At 64.9% G+C, this 13,739-nt stretch carries 14 protein-coding genes; 11 read left to right on the top strand and 3 right to left on the bottom strand.

What is annotated here, in order from left to right:
* Positions 1-109 precede the first annotated feature (109 nt).
* Complete coding sequence (locus IQ35_RS00955; protein ID WP_031291975.1) at positions 110-1,375, top strand: SAM-dependent methyltransferase; 1,266 nt, start codon at positions 110-112, stop codon at positions 1,373-1,375.
* Positions 1,376-1,378: 3 nt separating this feature from the next.
* Here the strand turns inward: IQ35_RS00955 and IQ35_RS00950 are convergent, their stop codons facing one another.
* Together IQ35_RS00950 and purF are read right to left on the bottom strand one after the other, a co-directional pair.
* Complete coding sequence (locus tag IQ35_RS00950) at positions 1,379-2,092, bottom strand: SDR family NAD(P)-dependent oxidoreductase (RefSeq protein WP_145071642.1); 714 nt, start codon at positions 2,090-2,092, stop codon at positions 1,379-1,381.
* Between the two features lie 79 nt (positions 2,093-2,171).
* Positions 2,172-3,650, bottom strand: a complete 1,479-nt coding sequence (gene purF, locus IQ35_RS00945; protein WP_021246464.1) for an amidophosphoribosyltransferase — start codon at positions 3,648-3,650, stop codon at positions 2,172-2,174.
* A gap of 174 nt (positions 3,651-3,824) precedes the next feature.
* Here purF and ccmC point away from each other — a divergent pair, with 174 nt between their 5' ends.
* From ccmC to IQ35_RS00910, 8 genes are all read left to right on the top strand, one after another.
* Positions 3,825-4,547, top strand: coding sequence for a heme ABC transporter permease CcmC (ccmC, locus tag IQ35_RS00940; RefSeq protein ID WP_021246465.1), 723 nt, complete (start codon positions 3,825-3,827; stop codon positions 4,545-4,547).
* A gap of 4 nt (positions 4,548-4,551) precedes the next feature.
* Entirely contained in the window at positions 4,552-4,680 is a 129-nt protein-coding gene (locus tag IQ35_RS21705) for a hypothetical protein (protein WP_021246466.1), read from the top strand.
* On the top strand, positions 4,677-5,123 hold the full coding sequence (ccmE, locus tag IQ35_RS00935) for a cytochrome c maturation protein CcmE (RefSeq protein ID WP_021246467.1): 447 nt from the start codon (positions 4,677-4,679) through the stop codon (positions 5,121-5,123). Before IQ35_RS21705 ends, ccmE begins: the two co-directional genes overlap by 4 nt.
* Positions 5,120-7,048 (top strand): heme lyase CcmF/NrfE family subunit, encoded by a 1,929-nt coding sequence (locus IQ35_RS00930; RefSeq protein WP_021246468.1) that lies wholly within the window; start codon positions 5,120-5,122, stop codon positions 7,046-7,048. The genes ccmE and IQ35_RS00930 overlap by 4 nt, the downstream gene beginning before the upstream one ends.
* Positions 7,045-7,572 (top strand): redoxin family protein, encoded by a 528-nt coding sequence (locus tag IQ35_RS00925; RefSeq protein ID WP_031291979.1) that lies wholly within the window; start codon positions 7,045-7,047, stop codon positions 7,570-7,572. The genes IQ35_RS00930 and IQ35_RS00925 overlap by 4 nt, the downstream gene beginning before the upstream one ends.
* Positions 7,569-7,979, top strand: coding sequence for a cytochrome c-type biogenesis protein (locus tag IQ35_RS00920; RefSeq protein ID WP_145071640.1), 411 nt, complete (start codon positions 7,569-7,571; stop codon positions 7,977-7,979). The genes IQ35_RS00925 and IQ35_RS00920 overlap by 4 nt, the downstream gene beginning before the upstream one ends.
* Positions 7,976-8,620 carry a tetratricopeptide repeat protein gene (locus IQ35_RS00915; RefSeq protein ID WP_145071638.1) on the top strand — a complete coding sequence of 215 codons (645 nt, stop codon included), beginning with the start codon at positions 7,976-7,978 and terminating at the stop codon, positions 8,618-8,620. The genes IQ35_RS00920 and IQ35_RS00915 overlap by 4 nt, the downstream gene beginning before the upstream one ends.
* 129 nt (positions 8,621-8,749) lie before the next feature.
* Positions 8,750-10,678, top strand: a complete 1,929-nt coding sequence (locus IQ35_RS00910) for a potassium transporter Kup (protein WP_145071636.1) — start codon at positions 8,750-8,752, stop codon at positions 10,676-10,678.
* A 42-nt stretch (positions 10,679-10,720) separates the two neighbouring features.
* On the opposite strand, the gene IQ35_RS00905 is transcribed toward IQ35_RS00910, so the two are convergent.
* Positions 10,721-11,191, bottom strand: coding sequence for an Hsp20 family protein (locus IQ35_RS00905; protein ID WP_031291985.1), 471 nt, complete (start codon positions 11,189-11,191; stop codon positions 10,721-10,723).
* A 539-nt stretch (positions 11,192-11,730) separates the two neighbouring features.
* On the opposite strand from IQ35_RS00905, the gene IQ35_RS00900 reads away from it, so the two are divergent.
* Together IQ35_RS00900 and IQ35_RS00895 are read left to right on the top strand one after the other, a co-directional pair.
* Complete coding sequence (locus IQ35_RS00900; RefSeq protein WP_031291988.1) at positions 11,731-12,981, top strand: lipoprotein-releasing ABC transporter permease subunit; 1,251 nt, start codon at positions 11,731-11,733, stop codon at positions 12,979-12,981.
* A complete protein-coding gene (locus IQ35_RS00895; protein WP_145071634.1) occupies positions 12,974-13,669 on the top strand; it encodes an ABC transporter ATP-binding protein in 696 nt (231 codons plus the stop codon). The genes IQ35_RS00900 and IQ35_RS00895 overlap by 8 nt, the downstream gene beginning before the upstream one ends.
* The last annotated feature ends 70 nt before the right edge of the window (positions 13,670-13,739 follow it).

The raw sequence follows: 13,739 nt of genomic DNA, 5'->3' as shown, positions 1-13,739 counted from the left end.
ATTGCTGATCGAGACAGGAGATAAGCCCGGTTGCGTCGCGCGTCCATGGATCGAATCGGATTCCATGCGCCATTGCGGGCCGCGCCGGCATGAGGCAGAGACGAACGTCATGAACGCGATCGAACCCCGAAGGGGAAAGGCGGCGCTGGGCACCCGGCGTCCACCCTCCCATGGACCCGCCAGCCTGCTGGCGCGGATGGTGGGACCGCGCTTTCACAGGCTGCTGGACCGGATCGACAAGGGATTGGAGGCAGGCGCGCTGGAGGCCCTGCTGCCGGACGGAACGCGGCGGATATTGGGCGGGCGCGCTCCGGGGCCGGTGTGCGAAGTGCATGTGGTCCACTGGCGTGCGCTGCTGCGGCTGGCGACGGGCGGATCGGTCGGCTGGTATCGCGCCTGGGCGGCGGGGGAATGGACGAGTCCCGATCCGGTCCCTCTGTTCGCCCTGTTCATGCGGAATGCCGAGGCGCTGGGCAATGTCGCGCGGCCCCGCGGCCCCGCGCGATGGGCCGGGCGCGCGCTGCACTGGGCGCGGCGGAACAGCCGGATCGGATCGCGCCGGAACATCGCCTATCATTATGATCTGGGCAATGATTTCTATGCGCTGTGGCTCGATGCGGACATGCATTATTCGAGCGCGCTGTTCATCGATCCCGCCGACCGGTCGGAGAGTCTGGAGGCGGCGCAGCGGCGCAAGGCCGACGCGATCCTGGATCGGCTCGCTCTGCGGGATGGGGCTTCCCTGCTGGAGATCGGATGCGGCTGGGGCGGGCTTGGCGAACGGGCGATGGAGCGGTGGGCGGTGCGCTATGACGGCCTGACGCTTTCCACCGAGCAGGCGGATTATGCGCGCGACAGGCTGGGATCGGGCGCGAGCATCCTGCTGACCGACTATCGCGATGCCGTGGGGCAATATGACGCCATCGCCAGTGTGGAAATGGTGGAAGCGGTGGGGCAGCGTTACTGGCCCGATTATCTGGCCGCCATCCATCGCCTGCTGAAGCCGGGCGGACGGGCGGCGATCCAGTATATCCTGATGGATGACGCGATATTCGAAGGCTATGCCCGGGGCGCGGATTTCATCCAGACCTATATCTTCCCCGGCGGCATGCTGATTTCGGAAAGCCGGTTCCGCGCCATGGCGGAGCAGCAGGGGCTGGAGTGGCGGGACGTGTCACGCTTTGGCCTGCACTATGCCGAAACGCTGCGGCGCTGGCGCGAACGGTTCGAGCGCGTGGTCGATGCGGGACAGTTGCCCGCCAGTTTCGACCGGCATTTCGTGGACCTGTGGCGCTATTATCTGATGTATTGCGAAGGGGGATTCCTGGGCGGCACCATCGACGTCGCGCAGGTGACGCTGGTAAAGCCGGGCTGAGGTTCAGCCGATCCGCGTGCGGAAACCGGTCGGCGTGTCGGCGCGGATCATGTCGACGATGGCGTCGGCCACCACCTTCGGTTCCTTGAGCGTCGCGGGGTCTTCGCCGGGGAAGGCGCGGGCGCGCATGGCCGTGCGGGTCGCGCCGGGATCGACGATATGCGTGCGGATGGCGGAGATGTTCCTCACTTCCTCGCCATAGGCGCCGACCAGCGTTTCCAGCGCCGCCTTGGATGCGCCATAGGCGCCCCAATAAGCGCGCGGCGTGGCAGCGACCGAGGAGGTCAGCGCCACGACTCGCGCATCCTTGCTGGCGCGGAGCATGGTGTCGAAGGCGGCGACCAAGGCTTGCGGCGCGGCGATGTTGAGCATCAGCAGGCGCGCGAATTCCTTGGCGTCGATGGCCGGGACAGAGGCCAGGGAACCCAGCGTGGCGGCGTTGAGGACAAGAATGTCCAGCGCCTGCCAGCGGCCGCCGATGGCCTGCGCCAGACGGCCGATGCTCTCGCCGTCGATCAGGTCGAGCGGGGCGATGGTGGCATGGCCGCCCGCTTCATGGATGCGTTCCTCCACTTCCTCCAGTCCGCCGCTGGTGCGGGCGGTGAGGATGACATGCGCACCCGCCGCCGCCAGCGCTTCAGCCGTGGCGGCGCCGATGCCCCGGCTGGCGCCGGTCACGAGCGCGAGCTTGCCGGAAAGGGGAAGAGTATCGGTCATGATGGAACATCCAATCGTCCTCGCGCGGGGCGAGGCGCGTCAGGGCAGGAAAAGCGGCGAAGAAGAACGGTCTTTAGATTCAGACCACTCTTTCGGCCAGCATTTCGAATTGATTGTGAACCACCGAATCATCCTGATCGGTGAGCGTGGTGGGATAGTCGCCGGTGAAACAGGCGTCGCAATATTGCGGGCGGATGTCGGCCCGCTTCGCTTCGCCCAGCGCCTTGTAGAGGCCGTCGATGGATACGAAGGACAGGCTGTCCGCCTGAATGAACTCCTGCATACCGTGCACGTCCATGCGGTGCGCCAGCAGCTTGCCGCGTTCGGGCGTGTCGACGCCATAGAAGCAGCTATGCCGCGTGGGCGGGCTGGCGATCCGCATATGGACTTCGGCCGCGCCCGCCTCACGCATCATCTGCACGATCTTGAGGCTGGTGGTGCCGCGCACGATCGAATCGTCGATGAGCACGATGCGCTTGCCGTCGATCAGCGCGCGGTTGGCGTTGTGCTTGAGCTTGACGCCCAGATGGCGGACCTTGTCGCCCGGCTGTATGAAGGTGCGGCCGATATAGTGCGAGCGGATGATGCCCAGTTCGAACGGTATGCCGGATTGCTGGGCGTAGCCGAGCGCGGCCGGAACGCCGCTGTCGGGCACCGGGATGACGATGTCGGCATTCACCGGATTTTCGATGGCGAGCTGCGCGCCGATCGCCTTGCGGACCGAATAGACGCTGGAGCCGTCCACGATCGAATCGGGGCGGCTGAAATAGACATGTTCGAAGATGCAGGGACGCGGATGAACCTCGCCAAAGGGGCGGTGGCTCCGCACATCGCCTTCATGGGTGACGATGACGAGTTCCCCCGGCTCGATGGAGCGGACATAGTCCCCACCGATCACATCCAGGGCCACGGTTTCGGACGCGAAGACGGTGGCGTCGCCAAGCTTCCCCATCACCAGCGGCCGGATACCCAGCGGATCGCGGCAGGCGATCATGCCTTCGGGCGTCATGACGATGAGGGAATAGGCGCCTTCGAGTTGCTTGAGCGCGTCGATGAACTTGTCGAGCAGCGTCCGGTAGGTCGACGTGGCGACCAGATGGATGATGACTTCGGTGTCGGATGTCGACTGGAAGATGGAGCCGCGGCGGATGAGTTCGCGGCGCAGCTTCATGGCATTGGAAATATTGCCGTTATGGGCGATGGCGAAACCACCCGAATTCAATTCGGCATAGAGCGGCTGGACGTTGCGGAGCGAGGTTTCGCCCGTGGTCGAATAGCGCACATGGCCGCAGGAATAATGGCCCGGCAGCCCGCGGATCACTTCATCGCGGTCGAAATTGCCCGCGACATGGCCCATGGCGCGATGGGTGTGGAAATCGTGACCGTCCCAGCTCGTGATGCCTGCGGCTTCCTGACCGCGATGCTGGAGGGCGTGAAGGCCGAGCGCCACGATGGCCGATGCGGTTTCAGCGTTGGAAACGCCGAAAACGCCGCATTCCTCGCGCAGCTTGTCGTCGTCGAAAGGATGTGTCGTCAACATGGGTGTGAGCGGGTCCATAACCGATCCTGTCGGTCCCCATAAGGGGCGCCGTTGCCGCGCATATAGTCACTCCCATGTCATTTGTCGCCTGTCTGGCATAAAAAACCTTGGGCGGTTTCCGCCGACGGCCATGTTATAACGGGGAAAGCCCCCACTGGCGTTACGCGAAAGGCGCGTCTAAGACACTGCCCGATGCATCGTTTCGCCAATCCCGCCCGCTTTTTGAAGATCGCACGGCCGCTGACGGGCTGGCTGTTCTGGCCCGGCCTGTCACTGATACTGGCGGGATGTTTCTGCGGCCTGTTCGTCACGCCCGCTGACTATCTTCAGGGAGAGACGGTCCGTATCCTCTATATCCATGTGCCCGCCGCCTGGCTGGGCATGGCGGGTTGGAGCGGGATCGCCGTTGCGGCGCTCATGCAACTGGTCTGGCGGCATCCGCTCGCTTCCATCGCGGGGCGGGCGCTCGCCGCGCCGGGGGCGCTGTTCACGGCCATCTGCCTTGCCACCGGGTCGATCTGGGGACGGCCCACCTGGGGAACATGGTGGGAATGGGACGGGCGGATGACGTCCATGCTGGTGCTGCTGTTCCTCTACCTTGGCTATATCGCGCTCGCCAATGCCAGCGCGCGGCAGGGGCAGGGGGGCGTTAGCGCCGTGACCGCCATTTTCGGGCTGGTGGGCGCGATCAACATTCCGATCATCAATCGGTCGGTTGTGTGGTGGAACAGCCTGCATCAGGGGCCAAGCATCACGCTGCGCGGGTCGAGCATCGACGGGTCGCTGCTATGGCCGCTGGGGCTGACGTTCCTGGGATTCAGCCTGCTTTTCGGCGCCATCGTGCTGATGCGGATGCGGACCCTGCTGGCGCGCAACAAGATAGAGGCGCGGATGCAGCGTCTGGCGCGGGGATAGGTCAATGAACCAATGGGCTTTTGTAGCGGCCGCCTATGCGCTCGCCCTGTTAGCGACCGCAACGGTCATCGTCCTGAGCTGGCGCGCCATGCGCGAGGCGGAGGGGCAAGCGGAGGACAGGCCCCGCCCATGAAGGCCAAGCATCAACGATTGATCCTGGCGCTGGCCGCGCTGGCCGCGCTGATCGGCGCGGGCCTGCTGGCGGCATCGGCGCTCAAGGACGAGGCGGCCTATTTCTATGCGCCCGCCGACGTGAAGGCCAAGGGCGTCGAGCCGGGCAAGGCGATCCGGCTGGGCGGGATGGTCGTCAAGGGCAGCCTCAGGCGCGCGGCGGACGGCGTTACGATCCATTTCGACGTGACGGACGGCAAGGCGCGCGTGCCCGCGATCTTCAGCGGCATCGCGCCGGACCTGTTCCGCGAAGGATCAGGCGTCGTGGCCGAAGGGGCTTTCGACACGAAGGGCACTTTCGTCGCCACCAACCTGCTCGCCAAGCATGACGAACGCTATATGCCGCGCGAGCTTGAGGGAATGCAATATGACGAGAAAACCCATCAGATGAAGGCCGGGCAATGATCGCGGAGGCCGGACTTGCCGCGCTGTGGCTGGCGGCGGCGCTCGCGCTGCTGCAACTGGTGCTGGTCGTCTTCGGTCTGGCGGGGCGCAAGGAGGAATTGCTGGGAGCCGTGCGGCCGGTGGCGGTGTCTCAGGGGCTTTTGACGCTGCTCGCTTTCCTGTCGCTGATCCTGTTGTTCCTGCGGTCGGACATGTCGGTGATGCTGGTCGTTACCAACAGCCATTCGATGAAGCCGTGGCTCTACAAGTTCGCCGGAACGTGGGGCAATCATGAAGGATCGATGCTGCTCTGGGTGACGGTGATGGGCGCCGCCGGGAGCGCCGTCGCGCTGTTCGAGCGGGCGCTGGGGCGGAGCACCCATATGGCGACGCTGGGCGCACAGGCGGCGATCAGCCTCGGTTTCTATGCGTTCCTGCTGTTTTCTTCCAATCCCTTCGCCCGGATCGACCCGCCCGCGGCCGACGGACAGGGGCTGAACCCGCTGTTGCAGGATCCCGGCCTCGCCTTCCATCCGCCGACGCTGTATCTCGGCTATGTCGGACTTTCGGTCGCTTTTTCCTTTGCATTGGGCGCTTTGCTGACGCGGCAGGTGGACGCCGCCTTTGCGCGGGCGATGCGGCCATGGGTGCTGGCGGCATGGGTGATGCTGACGCTGGGGATCACGGCGGGCAGCTATTGGGCCTATTATGAGCTGGGCTGGGGCGGCTGGTGGTTCTGGGACCCGGTGGAGAACGCCTCGCTGATGCCGTGGCTGGCGGCGACCGCCCTGCTGCACTCGGTAACGGTGCTCGCGACGCGCGACGCCTTGCGGGCATGGACGGTGATGCTGGCGGTCATCGCCTTTTCCATGTCGATGGTGGGCACTTTCCTGGTCCGGTCGGGCATATTGACGAGCGTCCATGCCTTCGCCGTCGATCCGGAGCGCGGGACGTTCATCCTCGCCTTGCTGGCGATCTATATCGGGGGTGCGTTCGCGCTGTTCGGCTGGCGGATCGGGGCGGTGCGGGAAGGCGCGCCCTTCGAACTGGTCAGCCGCGAAACGATGCTGGTGGTCAACAACCTGCTGCTTTCGGTCATATTGGGACTGGTGCTGATCGGGACGCTTTATCCGCTGCTGACGGAGGCGTTCGGGCACAAGGTTTCCGTGGGCGCGCCCTATTTCGACCGGATGGCAGGTCCCATTGCGCTGGTCCTGATGATCGCCATGGCGGCGGGACCGTTGACGCGCTGGCGGCGGGACCGGTTTCGCGCTGTCGCCGGACGTTTGCTGATACCCGCGGCCGTCGCGCTCGTCACGCTCGCGCTCGTCGTGGCGCTGGCCTGGGGGCGGATCGGCGTCCTGCCCCTGGCGGGGCTGGTGATCGCCGTGGCGGTGGCCGTGGGGAGCGTTGCGCCGCTATGGAAGCGGAACCTGCGACGCACGCCGCTTTTCACCTGGGGCATGGTGATCGCGCATCTGGGCTGTGCGGTCAGTCTGGGCGGCATGGCCTCCGATTCCGCCTTCACGGTGGAAAAACTGGCGGCCGCGCGTCCCGGCGACACGATCGAAACGGCGGGATGGGCGTTGCGCTTCACGCGGATCATGCCGATCGCGGGCGACAACTGGACCGCGTTGCAGGCGGACATGACGGCGAGCCGGGACGGCGGCGGCGCGGTCGAACTTCATCCGCAGTCGCGCTTTTTCGCCTCCCCGCCGACCACCACGACCGAAGCCGCGCTGCTGACCCGCTGGAACGGGCAGCTTTATGTCGTGCTGGGGCAGGAAACCGGCGATGGACGGTGGCAGGTCCGGGTCTGGTGGAAGCCCTTCGTCACATTCATCTGGCTTGGCGGGATCATGATCGCCCTGGGCGGCGCGCTGGCGCTGGTCGGGCGCGAGCGGCGCGGATGGCTGATGAAATGGCGGGCGAGGGCGGCGGCATGAGGAAGATGCTGATCTGGTTGCCGCTGGTCCTGTTCCTGGGCTTTTTCGGCCTGTTCGCGAGCGGGCTGCTCAAGCCCGACGATCGCGTCATCTCGTCGAAGATGGTGGGGAGGCCCTTGCCCGCCTTCACGCTCCCCGCCGCCGCCAGCGACCGTCCGCCTCTGGCGAGTTCTCAGCTTGCGACCGGCAAGCCGCGCCTGCTCAACATCTTCGCGAGCTGGTGCCTGCCCTGCGCCGCGGAAGCGCCGCAGCTCATGGCGTTGAAGCGGGCGGGGGCGGAGATCGACGCCATCGCCATCCGCGACGCGCGCGCCGACGTGGATGCTTTCCTGCGCCGCTACGGCAATCCCTATGCCCGCATCGGTCTTGACGCCCGCAGTGCGGTGCAGATCGCGATGGGGTCTTCGGGCGTGCCGGAAACCTTCGTGATCGATGGCAAGGGACAGATCGCCTATCAGCATATCGGCGACATCCGGGCCGATGACGTGCCGATGATCCTCGACCGGCTGAGAAGCGCACAATGAGGGGATTGCTGGCCGTCATGCTCTTGCTGGCGAGCGCGCCTGCGCTGGCACAGTCCGCCTTGCCGCCCGCGCCCTATGCGGACCGGCAGATCGATGACCCGGCGCTGGAAAGGAAGGCGCGGGGGCTGATGGAGACGATTCGCTGCCTCACCTGCCAGAGCCAGTCCATCGCGGACAGCAACGCCAGCATGGCGGGCGACATGCGCTCGGAAATCCGCCAACGGATCATGGCAGGCGAAACGCCGGAGCATATTCGCGCCTGGCTGATCGAACGCTATGGCGATTGGGTGAGCTATGAACCGACGGCCGCGCCGATCCTGTGGCCGCTTTGGGCCGCGCCGGCGGTGCTTCTGTTCCTGGGGCTGTTGCTGCTGCGGGCGCGAATCAAGCGGAGGAAGCGGTCATGACGGGATGGGTGATCGCCGCCGGCCTCGCGCTGCTCGTGGTGCTTGTTCTTTTCTATGCCGTTTCCATTCCCAGGACGGCACGGGAGATAACCGCCGCCGCCTTGTTGATCGGGCTGGCGGGTTACGCCTGGCAAGGGCATCCCGGTCTTGCGGGAACGCCCCGGAAGTCCGCAGGCGCGCAGGCGGCATCGTTCGACGAGGAGCTGGCCGAACAAAGGCGGGCGCTGGCCGAACGCTACGGCCCTGCCGGGCAATGGCTGATGATGTCCGATGGCCTGGGACGCCAGGGCAAGCGCAAGGAAGCCGCCAACGTCCTGCTTTCCGGACTGCGCCAGACGCCGGACGACCCCAATCTCTGGCTTGGCCTTGGCAATGCGCTGGTCGCGCACGCCGACGGCGTCGTCTCCCCCGGCGCGGAGTTCGCCTATCGCCGCGCCATGGCCGTTGATGAAAAGGCGATCGCGCCGCGCTTCTTCTATGGACTGGCGCTGGCCAGAAGCGGCCAGTTGCGGCGCGCCCGCGCGCTTTGGGCGCCTTTGGCGGAAACGCTGCCAGAAGGCAGCACGCTCAAGGCGGAACTGAAGATCAATATCGGACGTATTGATGCCCTGCTTGCATCGGAAGGCGCGCGTCCCGAATAGGAGCAGCCGGCACGGAAGGCGCATTGCGCGGGTGAAAGAGGCGTGATAGGGGCCGGCGGTTTGAGGCATAAAGAGGTCGCCTCCGTGGCGCAGGTGTCGAAAAAAACATGACCACTCGGCGTTCCCTTCATGGCTGAACAGACAGACCCCGATGCAGTGATCGCAGCGGACGGGGAAGAGCAGGGCCACGGCCATGCCCGGCAAAAGGCGACGGCAAAGCTGGTCGTGGGCGCCATCGGCATCGTCTTCGGCGACATCGGCACCAGCCCGCTTTACGCATTCCGCGAAACCTTCGCGGGGCATCATCATCTCGATCTCGACCCGGATCACATTTTGGGCGTCATCAGCCTGATGTTCTGGTCCATGATGCTGGTCGTGACGCTGAAATATGTCTCGATCATCATGCGGGCGGACAACAAGGGCGAAGGCGGCAGCCTGGCGCTGCTGGCGCTGATAAACGGCCAGACCAAGACGCCGCGCTGGTCGAGCGGTATCGTCCTGCTGGGGGTTTTCGCAACAGCCCTGTTCTATGGCGATTCGATGATTACGCCCGCCGTGTCGGTGCTGTCGGCGGTGGAAGGGCTTGCCGTCTATAATCCGGGATTCGGCCCGGCCATTCTGCCCGTGGCGGTGCTGATCCTGCTCGGCCTGTTCTGGATTCAGGGATGGGGGACCAGCCGGGTCGCAACCCTGTTCGGGCCGATCATGCTGTTCTATTTCGTGACCATCGCGACATTGGGCGTCATCAGCATCATAAAGACGCCAGGGATCGTCTTTGCGCTGAACCCTTATTGGGCGCTGATGTTCTTCGTGACCGATCCGCTTCCGGCCTTTCTCGCGCTGGGGTCCGTGGTGCTGGCGGTGACGGGGGCGGAGGCGCTCTATGCCGATATGGGGCATTTCGGGCGCAGTCCGATCCGGGTGTCGTGGCTGGCCTTCGTGCTTCCCGCGCTGATGCTGAACTATATGGGGCAAGGCGCGCTGCTGTTCCGCGAAGGCGCGGCGGCGCTGCACAGCCCCTTCTACCATCTCGCCCCGCAATGGGCGCAGTTGCCGCTGGTGGGGCTGGCCACCATGGCCGCGATCATCGCCAGTCAGGCGGTGATATCCGGCGCGTTCTCGGTCACGCAGCAGGCTATTCAACTCGGTTTCATGCCGCGCCTGCGGATCGCGCATACCAGCGCGTCCACGGCGGGACAGATCTACATCCCCCTCGTCAACTGGGGGCTGATGATCATGGTCATCCTGCTGGTGCTGGTGTTCCAGACATCGTCCAACCTGACGGCGGCCTATGGCATCGCGGTGACGGGCGCGATGTTCATCGACAATCTGCTGCTGACGGTGGTGCTGTTCCGCCTGTGGCATTGGCGCTGGTATTATGCCGCGCCGGTGCTGGCGGTGTTCTTTATCGTGGACGGCGCCTATCTGGCGGCGAACCTGACGAAGGTGCCGGACGGCGGGTGGTTCCCGCTATTGATCGGCTTCGTGGTGTTCACGCTGCTCACCACCTGGTCGCGCGGGCGCAAGCTGATGCAGGACCGCCTGCGGGAGGCGGCGATGCCGATCCCCGTGTTCGTGGCGTCGGCCGCCAACAGCGCGGTCAGGGTGCCGGGGACGGCGGTGTTCATGACTTCGACGCCCGATGGCGTGCCCCATGCGCTGCTGCATAACCTCAAGCACAACAAGGTGCTGCATGAGCGGGTCATCCTGCTGACCGTCAAAATCAAGGATGTGCCGGTGGTCGAGGATGACGGTCGGTGCAAGCTGGAAGAGCTGGGCCACGGCTTCTTCCGCATGGTGCTGCAATATGGGTTCATGCAGGAGCCGGACGTGCCGGCGGCGCTCAAGAACGTCAGCGGCTGCGGGCAGGCGTTCAAGATGATGGACACCAGCTTCTTCCTGGCGCGGCAGACGCTGTTGCCGTCAGCCAAGCCGGGTATGCCGCTGTGGCGGGAAAAGATCTTCGCCTGGATGCTGCGAAATGCGGAAAGCGCGATGGAATTCTTCCGCTTGCCGACCAATCGCGTGGTCGAGCTAGGCAGTCAGGTAGAAATCTGATGGGAAGGGGCGCAGCCGGAAAGGCGGCGCCCCGATGATCCGTCAGGCCGCGTCGCGGTCGTTGCCGATTTCCACGAGTTGACCGCCGTTGATGGCGATCTTCTTGGGCTTCATGGCTTCGGGGACTTCGCGGACCAGTTCGATGATGAGCAGGCCGTCCGCCAGGTCCGCTTTCTCCACCCGCACGAAATCGGCGAGTTCGAAGCGGCGCTCGAAGCTGCGGTTGGCAATGCCGACATGCACGAACTTGGCGCGGTCGGTCGGCTGCGTTTCCTCCTTGCGGCCGGACACCTGGAGCAGGTTCTGCTGCGCGGTGATCTCCAACTCGTCGGAGCGGAAGCCCGCGACGGCGAGGGTCACGCGATAGCGATCCTCCGACAGGCGTTCGATGTTGAAGGGCGGATAATTGTCGCCCTGCTGCAACCGGGCGTTGTTTTCGATGAGGTCGAAAAGACGATCGAAGCCGACGGTCGAGCGGCGATAGGGGGTAAGGTCAAAACCACGCATTGTCATAATCTCCCAAAGAGCAGAATGAACATGCCGGACCCGGAAAACGGCGTCCCGCGATACTATATCCGGTCCCTGATGGCGGCCGGACAGACGCGATATGGTTCGGCGGAACGGGGTTTCAAGGGGAGGGAAAGACAGGAAATTTCCCCTTCGACACCGCAATGCCGCGCAGGATGCAGCATTGTGTTGCGCGGTTGATGGCTATACCCGAACCCGCCATAGCAAAAGCGCCCGGATCGCGTTTCCACGATCCGGGCACTGATGGACGATTTCTCGCCTCCCCCTTGGTCTGCCTCAACTCTTTTCTTAGCCCCCTAAGCTCGAAAAGAGGAAGCAGGATCCCTGAACCACGGCCTTGTTTACCTGTGCTTCGATTGCTTTGCTATGGCGGCCGAGCGTTGCTGTCACGGCCTATTTCCGCACCGCTGTGATTTTGTCCTGCACCCTGTGGCCGCGTTGCAACAATGCGGCAATGCTTGCCGTGGGGCCATAGCCTGCTAGAGGAGCGGACAGGCAATTTCCAAGGGGCCGTCCGCGCCGTCATGATTCTATCCCGATACGAACGCATGATCGCCAAGCGTTACCTGCTGCCCGGCAAGGGCGAGGGCTTCATCTTCCTGGTCGCGGGGATCAGCCTGGTCGCGGTGATGCTGGGAGTCGCGGCTCTCATCATCGTCATGAGCGTGATGAACGGCTTCCGCGCGGAGCTGTTCGACAAGATCGTGGGACTGAACGGCCACGCGGTCGTGCAGGGCTATGGCGGGCGCTTGCCGGACTGGCAGAGCATATTGAAGCAGGCGAAGGATACCCCCGGCGTCACCAGCGCCACGCCGATGATCGAACAGCCATTGCTGTCGACCTTTCAGGGGCGGGTCGAGGCGGTGCTGGTGCGCGGCATGGCCGTGCCCGACATCCGCGGCAATGCGACGCTGAAGGGCAAAGTGCTGGCGGGGAGCCTCAACAACCTGACCGCGGGCAGCGACAAGGTGGGGATCGGGTCACGGCTGGCGGAGAATCTGGGCATCCAACTGGGTGACAGCATCACCATCATCAACCCGGCGGGGCGCTCGACGCCGTTCGGCACGGTGCCCCGGCAAGTTTCCTATCAGGTCGCGGCGATCTTCGAGGTCGGTGTCTATGATTATGACAAGGCGTTCGTGGTCATGCCGATCGAGGATGCGCAGACGCTGCTGCTGCTGGGCGACGTGGTCGGCATGATCGAGATCGAGACGGTGAACCCCGACAAGGTAGGCGCGATCCTGGAGCCGCTGGCCGCGAAGGTTGCGGGCCGCGCGGTCATCAACGACTGGCGGCAGATGAACGCGTCGCTGTTCGAGGCGCTGGCGGTGGAGCGGGTCGCGATGTTCGTGGTGCTGTCCATCATCGTGCTGGTGGCGGTGTTCAATATCCTCTCCTCCCTCATCATGCTGGTGCGCGCCAAGACGCGGGACATCGCGATATTGCGGACCATGGGGGCAAGCCGGGGCGGTCTGGTCAAGATCTTCATGACGGTGGGCGTCACCATCGGCGCGCTGGGCATGGCGGCGGGCATGGTGTTGGGCTTCACCTTCCTTTTCTTCCGGCAGGCGGTGGTGAACGCGATCCAGTTCGTGACGGGGCAGAATCTGTGGGACCCGTCGATCCGGTTCCTCACCGAATTGCCGTCCAAGCCCGATCCGGTGGAAATCACCATCATCTGCCTGATGGCGCTGATCTTCAGCTTCCTTGCGACGCTCTATCCCGCGTTCAAGGCCGCCAATACCGATCCCGTGCAGGTGCTGCGTTATGAATGACGTTCTAAAGGTCACGGGGCTGACGCGCAGCTTCACGCAGGGCGGCGTCACCATCGAGGTGCTGCGCGGCGTCGACCTGAACGTGGGGCCGGGGGAGATCGTGGCGCTGCTGGGGCCGTCGGGATCAGGCAAGTCCACCATGTTGCAGGCAGTGGGGCTGCTGGAGGGCGGCTTCGACGGGTCGATCCGCATCGGCGGCGAGGAAGCGGCGAAGCTGGACAATGACGGGCGGACGCGGCTGCGGCGCGATGCGCTGGGCTTCGTCTATCAGTTCCATCACCTGCTGCCGGATTTCAACGCGGTCGAGAATGTGATCCTGCCGCAGGTGATCCGCGATGTGGAAATGGCGGCGGCGCGGGCGAGAGCGGAATCGCTGCTGACATCGCTGGGGCTGGGCCACCGGCTGGAGCATCGGCCGAGCCAGCTTTCGGGCGGCGAGCAGCAACGCGTGGCGGTGGCGCGCGCGCTGGCGAACCAGCCCGCCCTGGTACTGGCGGACGAGCCGACCGGCAATCTGGACGAGCGGACGGCGGATGTGGTGCTGGCGGAGTTCCTGCGGCTGGTGCGGGGGGAAGGCTCCGCCGCTCTCGTGGCGACGCATAATGAGCGGCTGGCGCAGAAAATGGACCGGGTGGTGCGGCTGCATGAAGGGCGGCTGGAGGAAGATGCGGGAGGAGCGGCGGCCTGATCCGGCTGTCATTTGTGGCTGTTTTGGGCCATTTTCCGCCATTCAATGCCCGTCATCCCAGCGAAAGCTG

The sequence above is a fragment of the Sphingobium wenxiniae genome, from assembly GCF_007830065.1.
In the GTDB taxonomy this organism is placed as follows: domain Bacteria; phylum Pseudomonadota; class Alphaproteobacteria; order Sphingomonadales; family Sphingomonadaceae; genus Sphingobium; species Sphingobium wenxiniae.
The sequence above is the reverse complement of the archived record's forward strand: the minus strand, read 5'-3'. Positions and strand labels throughout refer to the sequence as shown.